24 protein-coding genes are annotated in these 26383 nt (G+C 48.9%); 16 read left to right on the forward strand and 8 right to left on the reverse strand.

Annotation, left to right across the window (positions count from 1 at the left end):
* Positions 1-82 precede the first annotated feature (82 nt).
* The 6 genes from CVU71_11750 to kdsB all read left to right on the forward strand — a co-directional run bounded on the left by CVU71_11750 (position 83) and on the right by kdsB (position 6039).
* Entirely contained in the window at positions 83-1498 is a 1416-nt protein-coding gene (locus CVU71_11750) for an L-seryl-tRNA(Sec) selenium transferase (GenBank protein ID PKN18182.1), read from the forward strand.
* Between the two features lie 21 nt (positions 1499-1519).
* A complete protein-coding gene (locus CVU71_11755) occupies positions 1520-2545 on the forward strand; it encodes an RluA family pseudouridine synthase (protein PKN18183.1) in 1026 nt (341 codons plus the stop codon).
* Positions 2546-2550: 5 nt separating this feature from the next.
* Entirely contained in the window at positions 2551-3405 is an 855-nt protein-coding gene (locus tag CVU71_11760; protein PKN18184.1) for a peptidoglycan editing factor PgeF, read from the forward strand.
* Between the two features lie 305 nt (positions 3406-3710).
* Positions 3711-3986: a hypothetical protein gene (locus tag CVU71_11765; GenBank protein ID PKN18185.1), complete on the forward strand. Its 276-nt coding sequence runs from the start codon at positions 3711-3713 to the stop codon at positions 3984-3986.
* Between the two features lie 158 nt (positions 3987-4144).
* On the forward strand, positions 4145-5122 hold the full coding sequence (gene rfaD / locus CVU71_11770; GenBank protein PKN18186.1) for an ADP-glyceromanno-heptose 6-epimerase: 978 nt from the start codon (positions 4145-4147) through the stop codon (positions 5120-5122).
* Positions 5123-5292: 170 nt separating this feature from the next.
* Positions 5293-6039 (forward strand): 3-deoxy-manno-octulosonate cytidylyltransferase, encoded by a 747-nt coding sequence (gene kdsB, locus CVU71_11775; protein ID PKN18187.1) that lies wholly within the window; start codon positions 5293-5295, stop codon positions 6037-6039.
* A 2-nt stretch (positions 6040-6041) separates the two neighbouring features.
* Here the strand turns inward: kdsB and CVU71_11780 are convergent, their stop codons facing one another.
* The gene (locus CVU71_11780) at positions 6042-7937 is read right to left on the reverse strand and encodes a hypothetical protein (protein PKN18188.1); all 1896 of its coding nucleotides are present in this window, start codon (positions 7935-7937) and stop codon (positions 6042-6044) included.
* A 185-nt stretch (positions 7938-8122) separates the two neighbouring features.
* Here CVU71_11780 and CVU71_11785 point away from each other — a divergent pair, with 185 nt between their 5' ends.
* Complete coding sequence (locus CVU71_11785) at positions 8123-9289, forward strand: phospholipase (GenBank protein ID PKN18189.1); 1167 nt, start codon at positions 8123-8125, stop codon at positions 9287-9289.
* A 25-nt stretch (positions 9290-9314) separates the two neighbouring features.
* Positions 9315-9629, forward strand: a complete 315-nt coding sequence (locus tag CVU71_11790; GenBank protein ID PKN18190.1) for a hypothetical protein — start codon at positions 9315-9317, stop codon at positions 9627-9629.
* A gap of 64 nt (positions 9630-9693) precedes the next feature.
* Here the strand turns inward: CVU71_11790 and ilvD are convergent, their stop codons facing one another.
* From ilvD to ilvB, 4 genes are all read right to left on the reverse strand, one after another.
* Positions 9694-11355 (reverse strand): dihydroxy-acid dehydratase, encoded by a 1662-nt coding sequence (ilvD, locus tag CVU71_11795; GenBank protein ID PKN18191.1) that lies wholly within the window; start codon positions 11353-11355, stop codon positions 9694-9696.
* A 267-nt stretch (positions 11356-11622) separates the two neighbouring features.
* Positions 11623-12678 carry a ketol-acid reductoisomerase gene (gene ilvC, locus CVU71_11800; protein PKN18192.1) on the reverse strand — a complete coding sequence of 352 codons (1056 nt, stop codon included), beginning with the start codon at positions 12676-12678 and terminating at the stop codon, positions 11623-11625.
* A 48-nt stretch (positions 12679-12726) separates the two neighbouring features.
* Positions 12727-13212: an acetolactate synthase small subunit gene (locus CVU71_11805; GenBank protein PKN18193.1), complete on the reverse strand. Its 486-nt coding sequence runs from the start codon at positions 13210-13212 to the stop codon at positions 12727-12729.
* A gap of 186 nt (positions 13213-13398) precedes the next feature.
* Positions 13399-15102, reverse strand: coding sequence for an acetolactate synthase, large subunit, biosynthetic type (gene ilvB / locus CVU71_11810; GenBank protein ID PKN18194.1), 1704 nt, complete (start codon positions 15100-15102; stop codon positions 13399-13401).
* Positions 15103-15196: 94 nt separating this feature from the next.
* On the opposite strand from ilvB, the gene CVU71_11815 reads away from it, so the two are divergent.
* Complete coding sequence (locus CVU71_11815) at positions 15197-15391, forward strand: hypothetical protein (protein PKN18195.1); 195 nt, start codon at positions 15197-15199, stop codon at positions 15389-15391.
* 49 nt (positions 15392-15440) lie between these two features.
* Here the strand turns inward: CVU71_11815 and CVU71_11820 are convergent, their stop codons facing one another.
* The 3 genes from CVU71_11820 to CVU71_11830 all read right to left on the reverse strand — a co-directional run bounded on the left by CVU71_11820 (position 15441) and on the right by CVU71_11830 (position 18576).
* The gene (locus tag CVU71_11820; protein ID PKN18701.1) at positions 15441-17411 is read right to left on the reverse strand and encodes a penicillin-binding protein; all 1971 of its coding nucleotides are present in this window, start codon (positions 17409-17411) and stop codon (positions 15441-15443) included.
* A 70-nt stretch (positions 17412-17481) separates the two neighbouring features.
* Entirely contained in the window at positions 17482-18249 is a 768-nt protein-coding gene (gene tatC / locus CVU71_11825) for a twin-arginine translocase subunit TatC (GenBank protein PKN18196.1), read from the reverse strand.
* Positions 18250-18285: 36 nt separating this feature from the next.
* Complete coding sequence (locus tag CVU71_11830; GenBank protein PKN18197.1) at positions 18286-18576, reverse strand: hypothetical protein; 291 nt, start codon at positions 18574-18576, stop codon at positions 18286-18288.
* Between the two features lie 191 nt (positions 18577-18767).
* Here CVU71_11830 and CVU71_11835 point away from each other — a divergent pair, with 191 nt between their 5' ends.
* From CVU71_11835 to CVU71_11865, 7 genes are all read left to right on the forward strand, one after another.
* Positions 18768-19283 carry a hypothetical protein gene (locus CVU71_11835; protein PKN18198.1) on the forward strand — a complete coding sequence of 172 codons (516 nt, stop codon included), beginning with the start codon at positions 18768-18770 and terminating at the stop codon, positions 19281-19283.
* Between the two features lie 268 nt (positions 19284-19551).
* Complete coding sequence (locus CVU71_11840; GenBank protein PKN18199.1) at positions 19552-20421, forward strand: 3-hydroxyacyl-CoA dehydrogenase; 870 nt, start codon at positions 19552-19554, stop codon at positions 20419-20421.
* Between the two features lie 99 nt (positions 20422-20520).
* Positions 20521-21399, forward strand: a complete 879-nt coding sequence (locus CVU71_11845) for a patatin family protein (protein ID PKN18702.1) — start codon at positions 20521-20523, stop codon at positions 21397-21399.
* A gap of 63 nt (positions 21400-21462) precedes the next feature.
* Entirely contained in the window at positions 21463-22725 is a 1263-nt protein-coding gene (locus tag CVU71_11850) for a peptidase M48 (protein PKN18200.1), read from the forward strand.
* Between the two features lie 17 nt (positions 22726-22742).
* A complete protein-coding gene (locus tag CVU71_11855) occupies positions 22743-22997 on the forward strand; it encodes a hypothetical protein (protein PKN18201.1) in 255 nt (84 codons plus the stop codon).
* Positions 22957-23784, forward strand: coding sequence for a class I SAM-dependent methyltransferase (locus CVU71_11860; protein ID PKN18202.1), 828 nt, complete (start codon positions 22957-22959; stop codon positions 23782-23784). The genes CVU71_11855 and CVU71_11860 overlap by 41 nt, the downstream gene beginning before the upstream one ends.
* Positions 23785-24053: 269 nt before the next feature.
* Positions 24054-26207, forward strand: a complete 2154-nt coding sequence (locus CVU71_11865) for a hypothetical protein (protein ID PKN18203.1) — start codon at positions 24054-24056, stop codon at positions 26205-26207.
* Positions 26208-26383 lie beyond the last annotated feature (176 nt).

Below are 26383 nucleotides of genomic sequence, written 5' to 3' on the forward strand. Positions count from 1 at the left end.
GAGAAGATTTCTCCCTTTGGTCGAAATGACAAAGCACTGATTGACGCAAGAAGCACTGGAATCCTGAAATTTGGAGTGAGTTATGGATGACAAAAGAAAAGAAATGCTGCGGGGGCTGCCGAAAATCGACGAAGTCATCGGGCTTCTGGAAAAAAACAATATCTATGAAAAAGCGTCGCGAGAAATAATCCGGGAGGCCTGCCGTGACGTCGTGCAGAAACTGCGGGATAAAATCCTGACCGCTGATCATAAATCATTACCGGCAATTGCTTCTGAAGCCGCATCCGCCGCCCGCAGCGTGGAGATGATAATCGATGACCTGTATCGTTACAAATTAAAGAGGCTTGTCAACGCCACCGGCGTTATCCTGCATACCAATCTGGGACGAGCGCCTTTGTGCCCAGAAGCTCTGGATAGAATTATGGAAGTGGGCAAGGGCTATTCCAATCTGGAATTTGATCTGAATCGCGGCGAACGCGGCCTGCGTTATGACCACGTGACCCGGCTGATCTGCGCGCTCACCGGCGCGGAGGATGCCCTGATTGTCAACAACAACGCGGCCGCCGTGCTGCTCACGCTCAATACGCTGGCCGACCGCAAGGAAGCAATCGTCTCACGCGGCGAACTCATTGAGATCGGCGGCGAGTTCCGCATCCCGGACGTCATGACCAAAAGTAATACCATTCTGCGCGAAGTGGGGACAACCAACCGCACACGCCTCAGTGATTACGAAAAAGCCATCGGTCCGAATACCGGCGTGATTTTAAAAGTACATACCAGCAATTACCGGATTGTCGGCTTTACCGAAGAGGCTGAACTTATCCCCCTCGTGGCGCTGGGAAAGCAGCATGGCATCCCCGTATTCGACGATCTGGGCAGCGGCTGCCTGATTGATCTTACAGTTTACGGCCTGCAGCATGAACCAACCGTGCGGGAGGTGCTGGCCACGGACGTCGATGTGGTAACATTCAGCGGCGACAAGCTTCTGGGCGGACCGCAGGCGGGCATTATTGTCGGCAAGAAAGACATCCTGGCTGAAATCAAAAAAAATCCCCTCAACCGCGCGCTGCGGATAGACAAATTCACACTGGCCGCGCTGGAAGCAACATTGATGCATTATCTTGTGCCGGAGGCCGCGCCCCGGACATTAAGATCGCTTAAGGCCCTTACCGAACCGCCAGTCGATGTTAAAAAACGGGCGCGCAAACTGATCAATAAGTTGAAAAAAGCGAATATCCCCGATCTGACTTTTGAGATGCGTGAAGACGTAGCCGCCGCCGGCGGCGGATCACTCCCGACCGAGGACATCCCGACGGCAGTTGTCGCGGTAAAATCCGCCGGCATGACGGCCAGCCGGATGGAGGCAAAACTTCGTCAGGCATTGGTACCCGTGATTGTCCGGGTCAATGAAAGCGAAATTCTTCTGGATCTACGCACTGTATCCGAGGATGAATTCGGATTTATTCTGGACGCTTTAAAATCAACCATTGTTTCATAACCATAATCCTGGAGTCCCGACGTGACTGATGACGGCCCGACCAACAGAGACTTATCCTTTACGGTAAGCCCGTCACAGGCGGGACTGCGGCTCGATGTTTTTCTGGCTCAGACCGACGATTCTTTTTCCCGCTCGCAGATTAAAATCGCCATCGAAGAAGGCGTCGTGACCGTGAACGGTAAAGAGCCGAAAGTAAGCCAGCACCTCAAGGATGGTGATATCGTCGAACTTCACCTGGAACCGGCCATCGATGCCGTAGCAATACCGCAAAATATCCCATTGGACATTGTTTATGAAGACGCCTCCATTATTGTCATTAACAAACCGGCCGGCATGGTGGTGCATCCCGCACCGGGTAATCCCGATCAGACACTCGTTAATGCGCTCCTTTTTCATTGCCATGATCTGTCGGGTATCGGTGGTGTGCTGAGGCCGGGCATTGTCCACCGGCTGGACAAGGAAACATCCGGACTGATTGTCGCCGCAAAATCCGATGAGGCGCACCGCAAGCTTTCCGCGCAGTTTGAAAAACATGACGTCTATAAAAAATATGTCGCATTGGTCTGGGGCGACGTCAAAGGCGCAAGCGGTGAAATTGTTTTGCCCGTGGGGCGTCACCCGGTGGACCGCAAAAAAATGTCTACGAAAAGCCGTCACGGCAAGGACGCTCTCACCCTCTGGAAAGTCCGCGAGCGTTACGGCACGGCAACCCTGCTGGATGTGGAAATCAAAACCGGACGGACGCATCAGATCCGGGTTCATCTGTCCGAGCGGGGCTATCCGGTCATCGGAGATGCGGTTTACGGCAACGCTTCTAAATTGCAAACCGTTAAAAACGCGGAATTGAAAGCGGGGATTAAATCTCTGGCACGGCAGGCGCTCCATGCCGCGCAGCTTTCATTCGTCCATCCGCATGGTGGTGAACGGGTCGTCTTTACAGCGCCAATTCCTGCGGATATGGATAAACTATGCGGGCTGTTTCGCGCAACCGCCCCCTCACCTGCCGGAAATACCGGTTTACAGAACTGGAAGGATAAATTAAGATAACCGCCATGTTTTCACTAGCAAAAAAAAACACCATCGGGTACCTGCACTCACCCAGGCTCAGCGCTTGTGATTTCCTGGTTCACGCTTTCTGCACCAGAATTGGCGGCGTTTCCAAGGATGATTACCAAAGCCTGAATATGAGTTTCCGGGAAGGCGACGAGGAATTTCATGTTCTGCAAAATTGGGATAAGCTGGCATCCGCTTTCCAGATCCCGGTGGAAAATTTTCTGGTTCTCAATCAGGTGCATGGCGACAATATTTTCGTTATTAAACCTCATGGGGATTACTATTCGTCACATGAAGCACTGAATTATGATGCCATCGTGACCAATCGCAGCAATCTGGCCATTTGTATCAAAACAGCGGATTGCGTGCCGGTCTTTATCGTCGATCCGGTTAAAAAAGTTATTGCCGCCGTTCACGCAGGCTGGCGCGGGTCTGCCCTCGGCATCAGCGCCAAAGTCGTCCGTCTGATGCAAAATCAGTATGGTTCAAAGCCCACCGATATGATCACGGCCATCGGTCCGTCCATCGGCCGTTGCTGTTATGAAGTGGACGCCGTTGCCGCCGATGCTTTCCGAAAACAAAGGGACTCTGAATTATTTTTATTTCCGGGAAAACGCCCGGACAAATGGATGCTGGATCTGGTGGAAGCCAACCGGCGGCAGCTGCTGAATTGCGGCATTCCCGCCGCCAGCATTGAAGCGGCGGGCGTTTGCACCGTATGCCATCAGGAGGCTTTTTTTTCGCACCGGGGTTCAGGCGGCATCACCGGACGGCAAATCAATTTTATGATGATTAAAGGAGATTCCATCTGCAAGGCGTTATTGTTCAATGATGATTTAAAACACATCCATTAAAGATGACTCACCCGATATTAGGGCACCGCACATCTCAATTTCGTCATACACACCTGATTTAAGGAAAAGCCTGAAAAGAGCAGTTTTCATATCTTCTTTCATGTTTCGTAAAACCTGTTTGAATGTTTCATTCAATCACCCGGATAAAAACGGCTGACCGCCATCTGCCGCCAATGGATATAATCGCTAAATCATGCAGCATATCAGCATGATGTCTTCGCCACTCAATCATCTCGAAAACTTGGCACACTAATTTCATTAGTATAAAGGCAAGTACGATAACTACCCTAAGGAGGTCACAGATCATGAAAAAGACATTAGGAACAATGATGGTAGCGGCGGCAGTGGTTCTTTTAACGGCAACATTCGGATTTGCCGAGTACGCGGCAGCTGGGGCAGCAAACTTCCCTTACTTTCAGCTGGGCCTGTTGATTGTCGGCGGCCTCTTGCTGATTCAGTTGAAACGGAGGTTCACCAAGATATATATCACGGAAGCGGTGGGCGCCTTCGCTCTCTACACGGTTTTAATGGCGCTGGTCACCAACCCGGTTATCGAATTGGTGAAGACGATCGTAACCTGATCCCTTCGTAACCGTCGGCATGATCTGTAAAAATTTAACCCCCTCCGGGCGCCCACCGGGAGGGGGTTTTTGTTTGATCCAGGCAATGAATTCCCTGTTGACACCATTTCTTTTCAGTATTACTAAGGAAACCAAATTTGACCCAAGGAGTATATTTCATGATTATCGTGACCGGCGGCGCGGGATTCATCGGCAGTGCCTTTGTCTGGAAACTCAACCAGGAAGGCATTGAAGATATTATTATTGTTGATCGCCTTGGAAAAACGGATAAATGGAAAAATCTGGTAAATCTTCGCTTTGTTAATTACCTCCATAAGGACGATTTTCATGAGATGATTTATAATGACACAATGCGTTTCGATGTCGACGCGATTATCCACATGGGCGCCTGTTCATCGACAACAGAGCGGGATGCCGATTACCTCTGGCAAAACAATCATGTTTACACCGGTCTGCTGGCTGAATATGCGATTGAACACGGCATCCGTTTCATTTACGCCAGTTCCGCGGCAACATACGGCGACGGAACCGGGGGGTTTTCTGACGATCACGACAAAATCAAAACACTGAAACCCATCAACATGTATGGCTATTCCAAGCAGGTATTTGATGTAAGAGCATTGAAACATTCCTGGGAAAACAATATTGCCGGCATCAAATTTTTTAATGTTTTCGGTCCCAATGAATATCACAAAGGCGACATGACCAGTGTGATCTTTAAAGCCTTTCATCAAATCAGGGAAACAGGCAAAGTCCGCCTTTTCAAATCCTATCTGCCCCAATATCCCGATGGCGGCCAGTTGCGTGATTTTGTCTATGTCAAAGATTGTATCGACGCCATGTGGTGGCTTTTTAATCATCAGGACGCCAATGGGATTTTCAATCTGGGTACCGGCAAGGCCAGAACCTGGAATGATTTGATTAACGCGGTTTTTGCCGCGATGGGCAGAAAGCCGAACATTGAATACATTGAGATGCCCGAATCATTGCGCAATCAATACCAGTATTTCACGCAGGCGGAAATGGACAAACTCAGCCAGGCTGGCTGCCCGGTGGACTTTTCGCCGCTTGAAGATTCGGTCCGGGATTACGTTGTGAACTATTTGCAAAAAACGGATCCCCATTTAGGAAATTAAAAAAATTCAGCTACTGCATTTAGCGCCTTCGTAAATTGATCCGGAGACAAGGCGCACAAAGCCTGAGGAGTGGGGCCTGCTTTAGCGTAGACCGCATAGCCTACACCGGCGGAGACCGGGGAAGGATGCAGTGCAACGATGGATATGGACATTTTACGGAGGCGCTCAGCATGAAGAGAAATGTTGTCTGCATTATCCCCTCGCGATATGAATCCAGCCGTTTTCCCGGCAAACCTCTGGCCGACCTGTGCGGCAAGCCGATGATCCAGCATGTTTATGAACGAGTGGCAAAGGCCGGAGCCATACCTTATGTGGCAGTGGCCACCGACGATCAGAGAATTTATGATGCAGTGAAAAAATTCGGCGGCAACGCCGTGATGACCGCCAGAACGCATCGCTCCGGCACGGACCGGATTTCCGAAGCCGTCGCATCCCTGGATCTTGCAGCCGATGCCATTGTCGTCAACATCCAGGGCGACCAACCGATTTTTGAGCCGGTGCAGGTTGATGAAGTCATCGAACCTCTGCAGACTGATCCCGCCGTCGTGATGTCCACCTTGATTTACAAAATCATTCTGGATGAAGAAATCACGCACCCGCACGCCGTGAAAGTTGTTCTTGATCATAAAAACAACGCTCTTTATTTTTCACGGGCAACCATTCCTTATGTGCGCGACAAAATGCTCAAAGCCGACTATTATAAGCATCACGGCATTTACGCCTATCGCCGGGATTTTCTTGACACCTTTACCCGGCTGCCGGAAGGCAAACTGGAAAAACTCGAAGCACTCGAACAGCTGCGCGCTCTGGAATACGGTTACAAAATCAAGTGCGTCATCACACCTCATGATTCCGTGGAAGTGGACAACGAACAGGAACTCGACCGGGTTCGCCGGATTCTGATGGCAAGAAAGTAATGCTATTTTAAAATAAGCCGGAACGGCGCGGGAGGAATGAATTCTCCCGGCCAGGCTTTAATTTTTGTCGAAAAAGTTTCACAACCGTCGGCTTCAATCGTCACATCATAATCACCTGCAGGCAGACCAAAAAAAGCAAATGTCGCTTTAAACGCGAAATCCCGGGACGCAAGAAAAGTAGTCAGCACCTCTCTTTCGCTCATCTTGTCATTGGGTACAAGCAACCGGGAGATCCCGGGACCGGTTAACTGAATGGCGCGGATTTTCACGCTCTCCGGCAAGTCTTTAAAAAAACCCCAGAACCTGTCGGCGGTGGATGTTGCAGCCGTCATATAACCGGCAACCATTCCCTGCGGTTTTAAAATAAACTTTGCTTCCGCAATTTTCCCCGGTTTTATGTCCAGCGTTACTTTATCCGGTTCGGTTTTAAAACCAAAAGCACAGAGACTGACATCATATTTTTTGGGTATAATAGCCCCCGTTTCCTGTTCGGGCAGAAAAGGATCTATTTTGAGTTGTGTTTCCTTTTCCTCCGTTCCGGTCGGGACCAGGACAAGCGCCATCTGCGAAGGAATTTTTACGTTCGGGGGATCAAATGCATGTTGAAGATGCACATAGCCTTTAGAACGGGCATATGTTTTATCCTTATTGGTTTCCGTACTGGCCAGGACGGCTTTGAATTGAGCTATCATTTCCGGACTGGAAAGAATACTGACATGGTCTTCGTTAAGTCCGGTTGTTTTAAGGGCCTCGGCCTGCGCTCTTAAATCCAGCATGCTTTCCAGAGTAACCGTGTTATCGTTATTTTGCCGAAACAGGCTACCGCCTCCCTTATGCCCGAAAAACAGATAGTAACGTATCGAGGAGTCCAGTTTTGCAGACAGCACGCGTTTGATGTAGATGCTTTCCGGGTCCATATCTTTCCAGCTGGGAATAACCGCGGGTGAATTTTGCACGCCTGTTTTCGCCCGCTGCTCCCCGCCCCAAGGTGTGGAAATCGAAACAAAAAGCTTGATGGCGTCGTAGTAGTTATCCTCCCTGGCAATAATGACAGAACGGGACACCAAGCCCCCCATGCTGTGCGCAACGACATACAACGATTCAAATTGATATTTCCTGTACAAGTCATAAAGCTTTGTCCGAAGCAAGAAAGCCGTTGTGTCCAGCCGGGCGCCGGACGGATAGTAAAAAATCCAGGGCTGATAACGCGAACGGTCAAGATGATTAATAAAATAACGCCAGTCCTGCGGTGAACCGGCAGCGCCGTGAACAAAAAGAATGGGAATTTTTTTGGCGTCGTAAGGTTCAATGAAAAATATATTGCAGCCAATCCGTTTAAAAAATTCCAGCGGCGTCCAGAAACCAGCGAGCCCATTTTCTGCTGAAAACACCGGATCGTCGAGATTCGCCAAAGTACCGGCTGATGTTGAAGGTTTCTTTTTTCCGCCGGAAAATTGAATCAGCAAACTGGCCAAAGATGAAACCGGTGGTTTCGTTTCCGGCTTCAGAATAATATCCAGACCGAAGACAGCGCCACCCACCTGCGTTTTCACTTGATCGGGTTTTCCGTAGTAACCCGCCCATTCATTTGGATCATAAGAGAGATCCCCATTGGCGTCCTCAAAAGCGAAAATCTCATAATTTCCCTCCCGCACCAGCATTTCATATTGCCCGGACCCGGATAACACCGTGTAATCGGCAATCGTTACAACACCGCTCTGATTGCTGTAAGTGACAACAACAATGGAAGTTTTGCGAGATGAAACATTGATGACTTCGCCAATCAGCAGGCAGGAGTCTTTTGAAAATTGAACATCCTCCCTCAGTTTAACCAGTGCACAGCCACTGAGATTCCAGATAATCAGGACCAGGATGACGATACTGATATATTTTCGCATAATTAATCCGTTTTAATGTTAAGAAACAATAAGACTATTATTTTATCCAAAAGCATCTGTTTAAAAGTTGATCATACGATTATCAGAATGGCCGGGTAGATACAATGTCAAAAAAACTTACAATATCGGAGCCGGCTTTACTTTGGCGCCGGAAGGGGTTATCTTAATAAAATGAGGGATAAAGAATGCTTTTTTTAAAAAGATGGATATCCGATGGACGACTTCTATGCGGCATATTTATTCTGACCATATGGACTGTTTTTTTCCTGCATCCATCCGCTGCTGTCGCCGAAATGAATGATCGTCTGGCCGATTGCGCTAAAATTGACGATAATGCATCACGATTGCATTGCTTTGATGAACTGACGGGTAGAAAGAATCCTGTCCCTCAAACTGCCGAAGCCCAAACACCCGCCATATCTGTGGCGAAAGAGGCTTCTTCAGAACCGGACAAACTTTCCGTTATGACCAGACAATGGGATTTGGACCCTCAAACCCGCCGGAATTCCTTTGTCCTCAGACCATACCGCATGAATTATTTATTGCCGGTTGCCTACAATTCGTCACCGAATGAGGAAACGAATTTGGAATATGACCCCGCGGCTCAGATCCAATATAATGAAGCCAAGTTCCAGATCAGTTTGAAAGCGAAAATTTGGGAGGATGTCTTGCAGAGTCCGCTTCAGGGGGTTTATGACAAAATTAAAGTGATAAAAGGTATGGATATCTGGTTTGCATACACGCAATTGTCCTTTTGGCAGATTTACAATACCGCTTTCTCAGCGCCTTTCCGCGATTTAAATTATGAGCCGGAATTATTAGTCAACTTTCGCACGAATTATGAAGTTCTGGGCTTCAAGGGGCGTTTTATAAACGTCGGATTCAACCATCAATCCAACGGCCGGTCACGACCGCTTTCCCGCAGCTGGAACCGCCTGGTAGCCAATATCGGCCTGGAAAGAAAGAATTTGGATTTGCAGTTGAAAACCTGGTACCGGTTGACGGAAATTGGAAACGATAATGATGACAACCCCGACATGACACGCTATATGGGATATGGCGAACTCCTGACAACTTACTACTGGGAAAAGCAGAGATTTGCCATTATGCTGCGCAACAATTTAAGGCAAAACAATCTGGGCGCTGTGCAGTTGGATTGGAGCATTCCGCCCATCACGCTGGGCCATCTGCTGCTGGGCTCCTTTATCCCGAAATCAACGCTGGAAAAATACCTTACGGATAAATTCAGCCTCTATTTTCAATATTTCAACGGCTATGGCGAAGGACTGATAGACTATAACACAAGTATTAACCGAATCAGTGCGGGCGTTATGATTGCGGAATGGAACTGAATATTTTGCAGACAATTTATAAAAAATGCCGGGTATCATGAAAGAAATCATCAGTGCTTTAAATGACAAAACTGTTGAAAGCTCTCAGGGCTGGAGGGTCGATATTTTATCCTTGGATGCTTTAAAGTATTCCGAAAAGGACAAAACAATAACCTTGCAGATCGAGGATCGGCCGGATGTCGGAGGAGAACTTACCTGGATCATTTATCTGCCGGCAAACTGGATTTGGGATAGTGCGAAAAAAAGTGAGCCTGTTGCCCCCGAAAAGGTTTCTGAGATTTTAAACCACATCGAGACGGCTTTCTGGAAGCTCGATATGAAAATAAAAGAATATGTCTGAACAATAAAAACGCAGGGAACGGTCTTGTGACCGTCAGGTTATCAAAACCGTTCCCCGCAAATAACTAATCCTTAAATATTGCCCCGGTGGAAGCAGACGTCACCAGCCTGGCATAGCGCGCCAGATAGCCCGTGGTGATGGCGGGCGTCCAGGGTTTGAGCAACTTGCGGCGCCGCGCAAGCTCGGCGTCGCTGACTTTCAGATTCAGCGTTTTGGCCGGGATATCAATGGCAATGATATCGCCTTCCTTCACGAGTGCAATGGGGCCGCCTTCCGCCGCTTCCGGAGAGATATGACCGATCGCCGCGCCCTGCGTACCGCCGCTGAAACGCCCGTCGGTCAAAAGCGCTACGGTCTTATCCAGTCCCATCCCGACAATTGCCGAGGTCGGCGAAAGCATCTCGCGCATCCCCGGGCCGCCTTTGGGACCTTCATAGCGGATCACTACAATGTCACCGTCTTTAATCTTTCCACCAAGGATCGCGGCGATGGCGTCATCCTCACAGTTAAAGACCCGGGCCTTGCCTTCATTGATCTGCATCGCCTGCGCCACCGCGGATTGTTTCACCACGCCGCCGTCCGGAGCAAGGTTGCCGCGCAAAACAGCAATTCCGCCCTGCTTGGAATACGGATTATTTAAGGACCGAATGACATCATCATTCAAAACGCGGGCAGTTTTTAAATTCGCTCCTACAGTTTTTCCCGATACGGTCATTGCTTTTTCATCAATAACGCCCAGCTTGCTTATGGTCTTCAGGACCGCTTGAATCCCGCCCGCCGCATCCAGATCTTCAATGTGGTGATGACCGGCCGGGCTCAATTTGCAGATGTTCGGAGTTTTCCCGCTGATTTTATTGAAGAGGTCCAAATCGAGCTTGATCCCCGCTTCATGAGCAATGGCGGGAATGTGCAAAACCGTATTGGTGGAGCAGCCTAATGCCATATCGACGGCGATCGCGTTTTTGAAAGCGGCCAGTGTCGCGATGTCGCGGGGTTTCACGTTCTTTTTGAGAATATCCATAATTTTCATGCCCGCATGCTTGGCCAGTCGATGCCGCGCGGCAAGCACCGCCGGAATCGTGCCGTGTCCGGGTAACCCCAGACCCAACGCTTCGGTGACGCAGTTCATGGAATTGGCCGTGTACATGCCGGAGCAGGAACCGCAGCCCGGACAGGCGCAGTCTTCCAACTGTGCCAATTCCGCGGCTTTCATTTTTTTGGCCTTTACCGCACCGACGCCTTCAAACACAGAAATGAGGTCAACGGCTTTACCCTGAAGTTTCCCCGCCAGCATCGGGCCGCCGCTGATGAAAATCGCCGGAATATTCAGCCGCAGCGCCGCCATAAGCATGCCGGGCACGACCTTGTCGCAGTTGGGAATAAAAACCAAAGCGTCAAACGGATGAGCCATCGCCATGATTTCAATGGAGTCGGCAATCAATTCGCGGCTAGCCAGCGAATACTTCATCCCCGCATGATTCATGGCGATGCCGTCGCATACCCCGATAACCGGAAACTCCACCGGTGTGCCACCGGCCATGCGAATACCCGCCTTGACATCCTGAGTGATCAGGTCCAGATGGATATGGCCGGGGATGATTTCATTGGCGGAATTCACCACACCGATAAGCGGTCTGGCAATTTCTTCATCGGTATAACCCATGGCTTTAAAGAGTGAGCGATGCGGTGCGCGCTCCAGTCCTTTTTTCATGAGATCACTTCTCATCGTTTTTCTCCTGAATAGATACTTTTTATGTCATTTGAAGATCGCCGCGTCGCGTCAGGCGTTCTTCCTGAGAACCATAAACCAATCATTGCAAGTGGAGCGAAGCAATCTCATGGATTCAGATTGCCACCCTCTGGCCAGATGGCATGCTCAGCCCGAAGGGTTGCTGCCCTGATAACTCAAAGGTTAAATGAGAGCACACGTCACAATGACAAATTCGGATTGAGCAACAGCCCCCGCCAAGGCGGAGACCATTGCTCAGATCAATTATTTCTTGCGTTTTTCCGGTCTGAGCGCTCTCACAGCAGCGCCGGCCTGCCACAACTCGGACTCGCGCATCTCTTTGAGTTCTTCGTTGAGCTTTTCCTTGTAATCCGGCGCGCCGTTGACGCGCAGAACGATTTCCGTCTCCTTGCCGGTAGCGACGGAATTATAAAGTTCGGCAAACACCGGTTCCACCGCCTTGCGGAATTTGTGCCGCCAGTCCAGCGCACCGCGCTGCGCGGTAGCTGAACAGTTGGCGTACATCCAATCCATGCCGTTTTCGCCGACCAGACGGATCAGGCTCTGCGTAAGTTCTTCCACCGTTTCATTGAAGGCTTCGCTTGGGGTATGGCCGTGTTTGCGCAGTTCGGCGTATTGTGCCTCCATCATGCCGGCAAGAGCGCCCATCAGCACACCGCGTTCACCGGTAAGATCGCTGTAAACTTCCATTTGGAAGGTCGTCGGAAACAAGAATCCGGAACCGATGGCGATGCCCAGAGCCAGTGTGCGTTCCATTGCGCGGCCTGTTGCATCCTGATGGACCGCAAAGCTGGAATTGATGCCGCTGCCGTCGACGAAATTGCGGCGGACGCTGGTACCCGACCCCTTGGGAGCGACCATAATGACATCGACGAAGTCAGGCGGGATAACACCCGTCTGTTCCTTATACACAATTGAAAAACCATGCGAGAAGTAAAGCGCATCGCCTTTTTTCAGGTGTGCTTTGACTTTCGGCCACAGGATAGTCTGCGCCGCGTCGGATACCAGATATTGAATGACGGTTGCTTTCTCTACCGCTTCTTCAATCGGGAAAAGCGTCTGGCCGGGTACCCAGCCGTCGGCAATGGCTTTTTCCCAGTAAGATTTGTCTTCCGGAGACTGACCGATGATGACGTTGACGCCGTTATCTCTCATATTGAAAGCCTGCGCGGGCCCCTGAACACCATAGCCCAAAACCGCGATCACTTCTTTTTTAAGAACGTCCTGTGCCTTTTGAACGGTGAACTCTTCCGAAGTCACCACATCTTCCACTGTACCGCCAAAATTAATTTTTGCCATAAAACCCCCTGTTCTTAATTGTTATTATTTGTTATTTTGCATCTTATTTTAATCATCCAATTTCAAAGCGATAAGACCTGTTCTGGTGATATCGGCAATGCCGAGCGGCTCCAGGCGAGCCAGAGAAAAGTCGATTTGAGTTTTATCCCCTGTTATTTCGATAATAACATATTTATCGCCCGACACGATGACCTTCCACTTATTCATATCAATAGCCTTTTTTACGGATTCCGAATTCTGGGCTGTCAGATTAAGCCGGACCAGAACCATCTCGCGATGGATGGACTCGACATTGGTCAGGTCATCAACAGAAATTACATCGAACAGTCTTTGCAGCTGATTTTCAATCCGGGTAACGGTCGTCTGGGCTCCGGCAGTGGTCATCACGATTTTCGATATGTCTTTTTGCGTTGTGGTATTCACGCAGAGACTGTCAATATTGTATCCTTTACCGCCCAGCGTTCCGGCAACTCTGGCCAGAACGTCCGGTTTGTTATGCACCAGAATTGAAATAATGTGGTCCTTTTTCTCCATTTTACTCAACCTCACAATTAGTAATTTGACGCTTCGTCAAAAGCTCCAGAGGCAAGGCGTGCGAGTCATGAGGAATGCGGCCTGCTTATGCAGGCCGCCTAGCCTGCCCCGGCACAGGCCGGGGAATGATGACGCACAACGAAGCATATGGGACTCGCGTGCCCTCTGGGGTATTTCACGAAGTCGTCAGTTGATCATCTCTCTCGACCCGAGCGTCATCTGGGTAATCGACTCGCCCGGATGCACCATGGGATAAACACATTCTTCGCGCGACACCCGGAAATCCATCAGGACCGGTTTGTCCGCGGCGAGCCCCTCTCTTAGCACGGCTTCCACCTCGGCTGGTTTGGTCGCCCGCAGACCGATTACGCCAAAGGCTTCCGCCAGTTTAACGAAATCGGGCGCGTAAGTCATATCCGTATGGGAGTAACGCTTTCCATAAAACATTTGCTGCCACTGGCGGGGCATGCCTAAAAATTCGTTATTCAGCAGGACAACCTTTACGGCAATGTTGTACTGAGCGGCAGTGGCCAGTTCCTGAATGTTCATCTGGATACTGCCGTCGCCGGCAATATCCACCACCTGCTTGTCGGGGAAAGCGCATTTGACGCCGATGGCGGCGGGCAGGCCGAATCCCATCGTCCCTAAGCCCCCTGATGAGATCAGGGTGTTGGGCCGGTCAAACTGGAAGAACTGCGCCGTCCACATCTGATGCTGACCGACTTCCGTCGTGATGAGGGCGTCGCCGCCGGTAAGCTTATGCAGGGTTTCGATAACGTATTGCGGTTTAATCACCTCGCCGTTCTGACAGTAGGTCAGCGGTACTTTTTCCCGCCATTCGGCAATCTCGCCAAGCCACGTATTCCTCAGAGCGTCATCATGCGCATAGTGATGTTCTTCCAGAAACCGCAGCAAGTCCTTGAGCGTGGCTTTCGTGTCGCCGATTATCGGCAGATCAACGGTAACATTTTTATTAATGGACGACGGATCGATATCAATATGGACTATTTTCGCGTTGGCGGCAAAGGTTTCAATTGTTCCGGTCACGCGGTCGTCAAACCGGACGCCGACGGCCAGCAGAAAATCGCAGTGGCTGATGGCCATGTTCGCATAGTAAGTGCCATGCATACCCAGCATGCCCAGCCACAAAGGGTCGCTGCCCGGAAACGATCCAAGACCCATCAGGGTGCCGGTTACCGGAATCCGGTATTTGCGCGCAAGCTCTGTCAATTCTTCAGATGCCTTACCGAGGATGACACCGCCGCCAGTCATAATTAAGGGTTTTTTAGCGGCTTGGAGCATATCCCATACATTGGCCATTTTCTTGGGCGCCGGTTTGTAGGCCACTTCATGATTGCGGAACCTCACATTAGAAGGAATATAATCGGTTTGCGCGGCCATCACATTCTTGGGCAAATCCACAAGCACCGGCCCCGGCCTTCCGGAACGGGCGATATGAAACGCTTCTTTAATTGTTGAAGCCAGATCTTCGACGTTGCGCACCAGAAAGTTATGTTTCGTGCAGGGACGCGTGATCCCGGTAATATCGCACTCCTGAAACGCATCGTTGCCGATAAGGCCCGTCGGGACCTGCCCGGTAAAAACCACCAGAGGGATGGAGTCCATATTGGCCGTGGCAATGCCGGTGACGGTATTGGTGGCGCCGGGACCGGAAGTCACCAGGCAAACTCCTACGCGGCCTGTTGCGCGCGCATAACCGTCGGCGGCATGCACCGCACCCTGCTCGTGGCGGACTAAAATATGTTTGAGGCTGCTTTTGTAAAGTTGATCATAAATATCGAGAACAGCCCCGCCGGGGTAGCCAAAGATAATGTCCACTTTTTCTTCTTCCAGCACTTGCAGCAGGATTTCCGTGCCTTTCAACTTCATACGTTATAACTCCTTCGCTAATGACTCAGTCTCTTTATTCAACGGCATTTAAAATTAAAAAAGCCGCAAGTTTCTTTTAGGAAAAAGCGGCTTTGTGTCCAAAAGCAAAGCCGCGGGCTTCAGGGGCCCGCGGCTTGTATCTTATTTTTTTGAAAGATACTTAACCGGCAGACCCCATGGGTACGACTACTACTACGAGCAATCTTACACGGGATTGTATCTGAATTCTGCCGCTGTCAAAATCTTTAAGAAACATAATTACTTCCTGATAAATTTGATTCCCTTCTAGCGAAAAAAACGCTGCTTGTCAAGAGGCATTCTCCGCTCGATTAAATATTTTATCGGAATAACTCTTCTTTTTCTTCAGTCGTCTCCTCTTCTTTTTCACTGGGCGGCGCATTATCCAGGAAACATTCATAGATGGTTCCCGGACCTGAGGCCTGAGTCGGCCGACCGCTTTTGTGATCCACCTTGACAAAAACAATCCCTTCCGGGGCGGGGAAAGCCTCAACCGGCGCATTGGCCAGAGCTTTTTCCATAAAATAAAGCCAGACCGGCGCCGCGGCGCGACCGCCTACTTCTTGTTTTCCCAGCGACTTTTCCTGATCATAACCAATCCAGACACCGGTAATCAGCGAAGGGGTAAATCCGATAAACCAGGCGTCGCGGATATCATTAGTTGTTCCCGTCTTGCCGGCAACCGGCCGGCCAATGCTTTTCACTCTGCGGCCCGTTCCGCTTTCCACAACGTCCTGCATCACATAGGTGGTCATAAAGGCAATGCGTGAATCAATGACCTGCTCTGAGATCACCTTGGCTTCTTCAAAAACATTACCGGTGCGGTCAACAATTTTGCGGATAAAGTAAGGAGTGACCTTTTTACCGCCGTTCCCCAGAACACCGTAGGCGCGAACCAGCTCCTGCAAGGTGACCCCCGAGGATCCCAGAGCCAGAGACAGGTTTTTGGACAATGAAGATTCAATCCCCATGTTTGCAGCATAGGACGTCGCATAATCGATGCCGATTTCCTGTAAAATCTTAACGGTTACGACGTTGCGGGATTGCACGAGCGCAGTCCTCATGGTAATCGGCCCCAGAAATTTTCCGTCGAAGTTCTTCGGTTTCCATAAACCATCATCCTGCGAGGGATCTTCAAAAACGATCGGTGAGTCCACAAACCGCGTGGAGGGATTCATTCCTTTGTCAAAGGCCGCCGTATAGATCAACGGTTTAAAAGCGGAACCGGGTTGACGGCGCGACTGAGTCGCACGGTTGAACTCGCTTTTGCTGAAATCACGTCCTCCAACCAGGGCGCGAATTGCGCCGGTTTTAACGTCCATACAATAAAGCGCTCCCTGAGCAAGACCTTTCTCGGCTTTGCCCCGTTCCTCCATTTCCGTCAGACCCTTGATGAGTGCGTCGCGGGCCGCTTTTTGCGCCGAAAGATTAAGAGTCGTGTAGATGGACAACCCTTCCTTGTAGAGAACATCCGCGCCATATTTCTCCTGAACATAACGGCGGACATGTTCTACAAAATAAGCGGCAACTTTGTCCTTCGGTTTCATGGGCCGAAGTTTGATGGGAGCGGCAACGGCCTTGTCCATTTGCTCTTTAGTAATAAAACCTTCTTCCATCATGCGCGTCAAAACATAAACCTGCCTTTGCTTTGCTCGATCGAGAGACAAAAACGGAGAGTAGGTGGTCGGCGCTTTCGGCAAGCCGGCGAGCAGTGCGGCTTCCGGCAATATCAGATCCTTCGCGCTTTTGCCGAAGTAACCTATCGAAGCCGATTCGATGCCGTAGGTGCCGTGACCCAGATAGATTTGATTCAGATACAAATTCAGGATTTCATCTTTGCTCAGATACTTGTCAATTCGATAAGAAAGAATGGCTTCCTTGAGTTTTCGGATGTATTTTCTTTCCGGCGTCAGATACATCAGTTTGGCAACCTGCTGCGTGATGGTGCTGCCGCCCTGCACAATTTTGCCTGCCTCCACATTTTTAAACATGGCACGGAAAATACTTTGCAGATCGACGCCCTGATGCTGATAAAAGCGGGAATCCTCCGCCGCGACAAAAGCATGCTGAGCGATTTTTGGAACGTCGGAAATCTTAATCAGCTTTCTGTCTTCCAGAAAGAACTCATCGATCAGTTCGTTATTTTCGTCGAATACGCGCGAGGCAATACTGGGCCGGTAATCTTTAAGCGCGTCAATGCCGGGTAAGTCAAGAGTCATAAGGTTATAGACAGCGGTTCCGCCAGCGGCCAATAATAAAATCAGCAGAAATACCACCAATAAAGTTTTCATGATTCCGGACAGCCTGACACCTTGCCCCGGCTGCCGCACCTTTTTTTTCCGTTCAGCCATACTTTAATCCCTATTCTTCAGGTTCGCCTTCATTTGATTCCGGCGCCTCTTTCTTTTTGGCGGCAAACCTTGCCACAAATATGCTTACTTCATAAAGGAACATCAGGGGGATGGCCATCAGGATCTGGCTTAAGGCATCCGGTGAAGGTGTTAAAACAGCCGCGATAACGAATATAACCAGGATGGCATACTTTCTGTTCCGGGAGAGCAGTTTATCCGTGACAATGCCGAGTCTCGCTAAAAAGAAAATCAGAATCGGCAACTGAAAAGATAAGCCGAAACCGAGCAAGAAGGTCACCAGGAAGGACAAATAATCACTGAATGAAATCATTGCCCGTAAATACTGATTGTTGAAGCTGACAAAAAATTCAAAAGCCGTCGGCAGAACGATGAAATAGCCGAAAGTAACGCCGCTTAAAAAGAGCAATGTGGAAAAAAAGACAAAAGGCACCACCATTTTTTTCTCTTCGGGAAGCAGCGCCGGTGAAATAAATTTCCATACCTGATAAATGATAAAAGGGCTGGTGATAATCAGGGAAGCAAAAAAAGCAATTTTCATATAGGTGAAAAAAGCCTGGGTCAAACCGGTATAAATCAGATAGCTGCTCTTCGGCAGAGCATCGGTCAAAGGTTTCGTAAGGATGCCGAAAAGCCAGTCCTTAAAATAATAACAGACAAAAAAACCGAGCCCCAGGGCAATCAGCGAATTCGTCAGCCTTTTGCGCAGTTCAATTAAATGTTCAGTCAAAGACATTTTAAGATCTTCGTTGGATTCCATAATGTGCCGTTTTGCTGGGTACTTGAATAGTAGAAGTTATGTTGGATTTTGTTTTTTGCCGGTGTCAACACCGGATGCTTCGCTTTTCGCCTCTTCCGCGTCAGGCTTTTTGACCAGCAGGGAATCTTTCAGGCCATCATCCGACTTGGGCTTATCTTCTTCCTTCAAGGCGTCTTTCAAATCTTCCGTGACGCCTTCGGTTGCATTTTTGAAATCTCTGAAGCCTTTGCCCAGCGTTTTAGCCAGATCGGGCAGTTTTTTGGGCCCGACGATTAAAAGTGCGATGATCGCGATGATGATCAGTTCCTGCACACCAATACCAAACATGGATAAATTACTCCTTTAAATATTGAGACATACCTATATATTGATTACAGCTTTTGTCAATGTTTTTCACAATAACCGGGGGCCTGGACTTAATCAAAGCAAGTTTATATCAACTTTAAATCAAAGAGTTATCCGGATAAATTTCGCTTTTACGCCTTGACGGCGCCAGATCTATCTTGTAGGCCATTTATATGACTCTTGATGAGCAAATAGCCGAACTGACCAGACCGGGACCGGATAAAATGATAAATCTGGCGCGTCCGGGTGTCGTGGTGCTGGCTTCGGGCTTAGCGCTGGCCGGACTGTTTACCGGCAATCCGGCTTTTTATTACATAGCGCTGGTTTTCACTCTCATCGGGTTCGCCATCCGGCAGACAGCCCCGCATATCCGTAACGCGGCCAGAGGATTAAGGGAAGGAAACAAACAAAACGGCTCCGTCGAAATCAGCATTCGTCGGTGGACAGATGCGGAATCGAATCAGCATGAATCCTACGAGGGATTGATTTCAATGGAAAGCAGGCCTTTGTGGAGGATGGAATTTGTGACGCCCCAAAACTGGCAGCCCCTGGAAGGCAGACATCCGGCCCAATTGATCTTTATTCGCGGCGTGGAGTGGCCGGTTGTCATTTTGACCGGCACCGGCTTGTTGTACCCCCGTTTCAAACCGAAGCGCGCATCCGATAATCAAATTTTAGGATCACGCTAACATGCTGATCTGCCATCAAAAAAAATCCTCTTTTCCGCCTCGCGATCAGAAATATTTTTACTATTATTTTTGTCTTGACAATATGATGACCATAAGTATAACGGTCAGTCAATGTTCATTGAAATTCCATTAATAATCGGCTATTGCAAGGGAGGCGGTAAGAGTCTTCTTTCCAGCCGAAAAGAACCAAGGCAAAGGCTGTAATACCAAGGACGATCTTAAATAGCTTATCGTATTTAAAAACATAAACTGAAAGTGAGGAAGAATTATGAAGATTGAAGATGTAAAAAATGTATGTGTAGTCGGCGCCGGTAACATGGGCCATCAAATCGCTCTGCAGTGCGCCCTTTCCGGCTTCAAAACAGTCAGCACGGATGTTATCCCGGCCGTTCTGGAAAAAGCCGAAAAGTTTGTCGACAGCTATCTGGCGGGCCGCGTGCAGAAAGGCAAAATGACGGAAGATGCGGCAAAGGCTGCCCGCGCAAGAATCTCCTTCAACGGCGATCTGAAAGAAGCCGCGAAAGACGCCGATGTGGTGATCGAAGCCGTTCTGGAAAGAATCGATCTCAAACGGAAGATTTTTGCCGACCTGGACAAGATTGCACCGCCCAACGCCATCCTGGCGTCCAACAGCTCCTTCATTGTAAGTTCCAGAATCGCGTCTGCCACCAATCGTCCCGCTCAGGTATGCAACCTCCACTTCTTCAACCCCGCTCTCGTCATGAAGCTCGTTGAAGTGGTTCAGGGACCGCATGTTTCGGACGAAACGGCAAAGTGCATGATGGACTTCTGCTTGAAAATCGACAAAATTCCAATCCATATCAAGAAGGAAGTGGATGGCTTTGTTTTGAACCGTATTTTCAGCGTTATCCAGAAAGAATCTCTCTGGATGCTGGAAATGGGCGTAGCCAGCTATGAGGATATCGACAAGGCCTGTGTATACGGTGCTGGTCATCCCATGGGTCCGTTCCGCCTCAATGACCTGACGGGTATCGATCTGACATACGATGTCTGCATGGGCCATTTCTTAGAGTCCGGTAATCCCGCTGATCTTCCCTCCCCGAGCGTGGTTAAGAAATACACGGAAGGCAAATTTGGTCAGAAGACCGGTGAAGGATGGTACAGCTACAAGAAATAATTTCTAAAAGGCGCCCGCCAGGACTGTTTCGGTCCAATGGGCGATTATAAAGAAGACGCCCCGAAGCTTCTCAGCTTCGGGGCGTCTTTGCGAGACGCTATGAACGGAAACAACATTAAATCGGCATTAATTGTGGAAGGCGGAGGAATGCGCGGTATCTTTGCAGCAGGCGTTCTTCATGCATTCGGCAACGCCGGGTTTGATCCTTTTGATTTGTATATCGGCGTATCTGCCGGGGCCTGCCATCTGGCCTCTCATCTGGCGGGACAAAACAGCCGCAACTTTGATATTACCCTGCGTTATTCTCTGGCTCCGGAATTTATCAATCTCCGGCGGTTTCTGACCGGAGGGCACCTCATGGATCTGGACTGGATGTGGGAGCAGACCATCACCCACTATCGCCTGAATCTCAAACATATTGATGAAAAGCTCCGGTCGCAAAACAAAGAATATCTGATTGTGGCCACATCAATGGAAACCGGAAAAGCGCTTTATCTGCAGCCCGATGAAAACACGCTGGAACATTATCTGAAAGTCTCCAGTTCTCTGCCGATTCTTTATCGCAATATATTGGAAGTAAACGGTGAAAAAGCAACTGACGGCGGCATGGCGAATTCCATTCCCGTCCGCGAAGCGGCGCGCCGCGGTGCGACGGACATCACCGTAATCCGTTCACGCCCTGCCGACTATGTCAAAAAAGGAAGTCCGGTAGCACTGGCCGTCGTCTCCTGCTATTTCCGGAAATACCCGAGGCTGGTGCAAAAATTCAAAAATCGTGCTGATAATTATAATTCCGCCGTCGCGTTTATTAAAAACCCGCCGCCGGGCGTCCGGATTCAACAAATCGCTCCACCCCCCCGACTGGATGTCGGCAGAACAACCAAAGACGAAGCGACCCTTCGTTCCGCTTATGAAACAGGCATTGATTACGGCAACCGATTCGTTCACTCTCATGCTGCATTTGCGGGCAATAAATAACTTTACAAAACCCCTGACTCCATTTATCACCTGATTAACAAATTTGTGTAAAGACGGGATCACATGGAAAAATTACTGTTGGTACTATTTCTTGTTTTATTCATCGGACGTATGGCTTTGCGCTATCTCCTCCAGCATCTCAACACGAAAAGTTTGAAAGCCCACGGCCGGACGGTCCCGCCGGTTTTTGAAGGGTCCATTGACGAAGCAACGCTCAGCAGGATGGCGGATTATACCTGTGAGCAATCACGTCTTTCAGCCAGAGAGGATTTGTCCGGCGATGCAATTGAACTTGGTGTGTTATTTCTTTTACTGCCTTTGCTGGTAGGTTGGCTTTCCGTGATGAATATTCATATCATCGGACAGGCGCTGATTTTTTTCGCCGCACTGGCCGTCATCAGCGGAATGGCGAGCCTGCCGTTTGATCTGTATCACACGTTTGTTCTGGAACAGAAATATGGATTTTCCACTATTACCTGGAAACTGTGGCTGATCGACTTTTGCAAATCCATCATTATTTCCGGAATCCTGCTGACCATCATGGTCAGCGCAATGATCGCCCTTATTACATTCCTGCCGGAAAGCTGGTGGTTTTGGGGCTGGGCATTTTTCACATTGTTTCAGCTGGTTCTTCTCTGGCTTTATCCGGTGTTGATCGCGCCGCTCTTTAATAAATTTGAGCCGATCAGGGATGAGGCGCTGAAGGATAAAATCATGTCATTAATTGCCAAAGCCGGTTTCCAGGCCAAAGGCATTTATCAGGTGGACGAAGGCAAGCGTTCCAAACACACCAATGCCTACTTCACCGGCATCGGTAAAACCAAGCGCATTGTTTTGTACGACACACTGCTTTCCTCACACACCCATGAAGAAATCCTGTCGGTGCTGGCCCATGAAATCGGTCATTGGAAAAAGAAACATATCCTCAAACAGTTGGCCTTTATGATTACGGCCTCGTTGATTCTGTTCTATTTTGTCTATCGGATCACCATCTGGCCGCCGCTGTTTTGGGCATTCGGCATAACCCAAACACCCGTTTACGCAGGTATTTTCTTAGCCTCTCTTTATCTGAGCGCCTCAGGCTTTTTTCTATCTCCTCTGGGCATGATGGTCACACGCCGTTTTGAACGTGATGCCGACAAAATGGCTTTTGAGTTAATCGGTACGGCACAACCCATGATCAGCGCGCTTAAGCGTCTGGCTACGGATAATTTAAGTAATCTCCATCCTCATCCCTGGTATGTTCTGTTTTATTATTCTCATCCGCCGCTGGTTGAACGGATTGAATATTTACGGGCGATGGATTATAAAAGCGGCAAGGCATAGGAGGCGTCATCGGCAAAATGAAAAAAGTAATAATAGCGTTTGCTGCGGAATACGAAAACGTAAAGGATGACGATTCAAAGCCATTGCAAAATGATGCGAAAGTTTCGGCAAGCAGCTGGAAAATGCCTTTTATCACCCCCCCCGGAAAGATCAAGCGTTGTATGATCTGTGGTCACTGGGGCATCAGGATGATATATATTGAAATGATGGAATGTGAGAATCGGAGCTTTGATGAGCAAAGAGTATCTTTCAACCGGCTTTACGGATGTTGACCACGCTAAAGATAAGCATGCATATTTTGACTGCCTGACTTTGCTGGATTCGCTGCCTTATTACAAGGAATACAAGACAAAAAGCTACGATCTGCTGGACCTCAGGCCGGGAATGACGGTGTTGGAGGCCGGCTGCGGACTGGGAGATGACGCTTTCCGTATGGCCGAGCGGATCAATCCGGGCGGAAAGGTTGTTGGCCTGGATACAAGCAACGCCATGCTTGAAAAAGCCAGATCACGGGCGCTCATGACGCAGCTACCCGTTGAATTTCTGTTAGGTGATGTGAAAGCGCTGCCTTTCCCTGACAATTCCTTTGCGCGCTGCCGAATCGACCGCGTGTTGCAGCATATACCGCAGCCTCAAGACGCGGTGGCGGAACTCATTCGTGTGCTGGAACCAAACGGGTTGCTGCTGGCCTATGATAACGATTGGGAAACTTTTTCAATTACATCAACCGATCATGAAATTGCACGAACCATAGAACATTTATGGCGCGATTCTTTCGCAAACACTGCAATCGGCCGTCACCTGCGGGGTTATTTTATTTCCGGGGGGGTGTCGAATGTTAGTATCCACCCCGGTACTTCCGTCATCACAGACTTTACAACGGCAGATAAAGTTTACAATCTGAAGGAAACCGTGCACAAAGCTGTCGAAGACGGGTACATTTCCATATCTCAGGGACGCGCCTGGATAGAAGAGCTCATGGACAGAACCAGGCAAGGCAGTTTCGTGGCCACACTCACTGCTTATACCGTCGTCGGAAGAAAAACCCGCAAATCATAAGCTGCAGCTAAGCAAAAGATGAACTGTTTTATTCTAGCTGTTGGAGGGATGATTTTCACTATTCATCTGAAAATATTTATTCACATGGCAGGATAAATTTTATTATTGATTATTCTCGGAATTCAATCTAAAAGATGCACGTCGGGGCACCACAGGATTCGATTTGCAAAGCGACTTGATTGTTTATAACAAGAGGTGAGAGGCGCATTATCGAACAGATAGTTTTCCAATCAGCCGGTTCATTGTCAGTAGCTTTTTTGGCATTGACGATGGCCATCATTCAATTCATCTTCGCATTCAGGAAACCTCGGCTAAACTGGTATCTATGGGGTGCCGCCGTATCTTTTTCCGGCATGCTCTATGCCGCCGGTATTTTTCTGGAATACAATATGCCGGTTGGACCAGTCAATCATTTCGGGGGTGTGCTGGAATTTACGGCACATGTCTTTTTGATCCATTCTCTATATGGAATGAGCTTCACCTATCTGGGCATCAATGGAAAACGTTATCACCAGCTGGCCGGAATGTTTCATATCTTTCTACTGGCTCTTTTGTGGTTCACTCAGCTCATCGTATCCGATCAGTTTGTCAGCCGTAATTTCCTGGGTCTGGCGAAACCGTTTGTCGAAGCGGGGCTGGGACCTCTGGGCCCCTTATTCATCACCTATATTGCAGGAACGGCTGTCGCGGCCGTCATCATGTGGCTCAGACACAAAGTTAACGATGAAAGATATAAAGTTGCGTATCTGACTGGTATAATCATCTGGCTCATGCTGGGTATCCATGACGGGTTGGCTGCTTTCGGAGTTCAGACTTTTCAATACGTGATGGAATATGGTTTTTTCGGCTTTTCGATTGCGGTTCTCTGGGTCGTCTTTGACAGCTACACGGACAGAATGGCGGAAGATAAATACCGCGTGATTACGGAATTCACCAATGACGGCATTCTGGTGATTCAGGACAACAAAATCGTTTTCGAAAATGCGGCCTGTAATGCTTTATTCGGACATCCGGTGGTCGATTTAAGTACAGAAGACTTCATCAGCAATATCGTGATGGAAGATCGATTCAAACTCCTGCAGTATTACAGCGGGTTGCATTCGGCAATGGTAAATGACTCACTGATTTTACGCATTATGCGGCCGGATGGCGATAAAATAAATCTGGAAGTCCGGGGTAACATCATTACTTATCGCAACAGATCGGCCATTCTGAACGTTATGCGTGATGTCACCCAGCGTATCAGGAAGGAAGAAGCCTTGAGGGAACAGGAAGAAAAACTGTCCCGTCTCAAAAAAATGGAATCCCTGGGATTGCTGGCGGGTGGTGTCGCCCATGATTTGAACAACGTGCTTTCGGGAATTGTCAGCTACCCGGAATTAATGCTGCTGAATCTGCCCGAAGACAGCAAACTTCGCAAACCCCTGATGACTATTCAACAGGCCGGACAAAGAGCATCGGCCATCGTACAGGATTTGTTGACCGTCGCCAGAGGCGTGGCTGTTCCCAAAGAACCTTTTGATCTAAACATGGTCGTCCATTCATACTTAACCTCTCCTGAATATAAGAAACTATTACAGCATCATCCTCTGGTAACGGTGCAGGCAAAGCTCGATTCACAATTATTGCATATTAAGGGATCACCGGCCCACCTTCGCAAAGTCATCATGAATCTCGTATCGAATGCATCTGAAGCTATCGAAGATCGCGGCATGGTTTCAATATCTACCGTGAATCGTTATGTGGACCGGCCCATAAAAGGTTATGAAAATGTTCATATAGGTGAATATGCCGTTCTAGCGGTTGAAAACAACGGACCGGAAATATCAACAGAGGATCTTAAGCGGATTTTTGAACCTTTTTACACCAAAAAGGTTATGGGGAGGAGCGGCACCGGTTTGGGACTGACAGTTGTCTGGAATGTTGTCCAAGACCATGAAGGATATATTGATGTGAGCAGCAACGGACATGGTTCAAAATTTGAGTTGTATTTTCCCATTACACGGGAGGCCGTTATCGGCAAAAAATCGTTCGAATCGATTGTTACTTTGAAAGGCAATGGCGAGAGTATTCTGGTTGTTGATGATGTGAAAAGCCAAAGAGAAATCTCCTGCATGATGCTTGAGGCGCTGGGATATCGTGCCAGCGCGGTAGAAAGCGGTGAATCAGCCGTTGCTTACCTGCAGGATCATGATGTCGACTTGCTGGTACTCGACATGATCCTGGACAAGGGAATCAATGGACGTGAAACTTACGAGCAGATAAAAAAATTCCGGCCGCAACAAAAGGCTATCATCGTCAGCGGTTTTGCGGAAACAGATGAGGTTAGAGAAACGATGAAGCTGGGAGCCGGACGATACTTGAAAAAACCTCTCATTCTGGAGGAATTGGGCCGGGCGGTCAAAGATACTTTAGCCAAATAGCCCCACAGATTGATCCAGCTGAATTGAACTGCCACGGGGGCCGCTTTTTATAAACACGCATATTTGTGCGTTGGAAAAATATATCGTTATCGTTTTACTTTTAAATATTTGATCTTAAATTGTCTTGACAGAAAAAAACGTAATTCCTATACTCAACATACAAAAATGATTGTACC

This window comes from Deltaproteobacteria bacterium HGW-Deltaproteobacteria-6 (assembly GCA_002840435.1).
GTDB lineage: Bacteria > Desulfobacterota > Syntrophia > Syntrophales > Smithellaceae > UBA8904.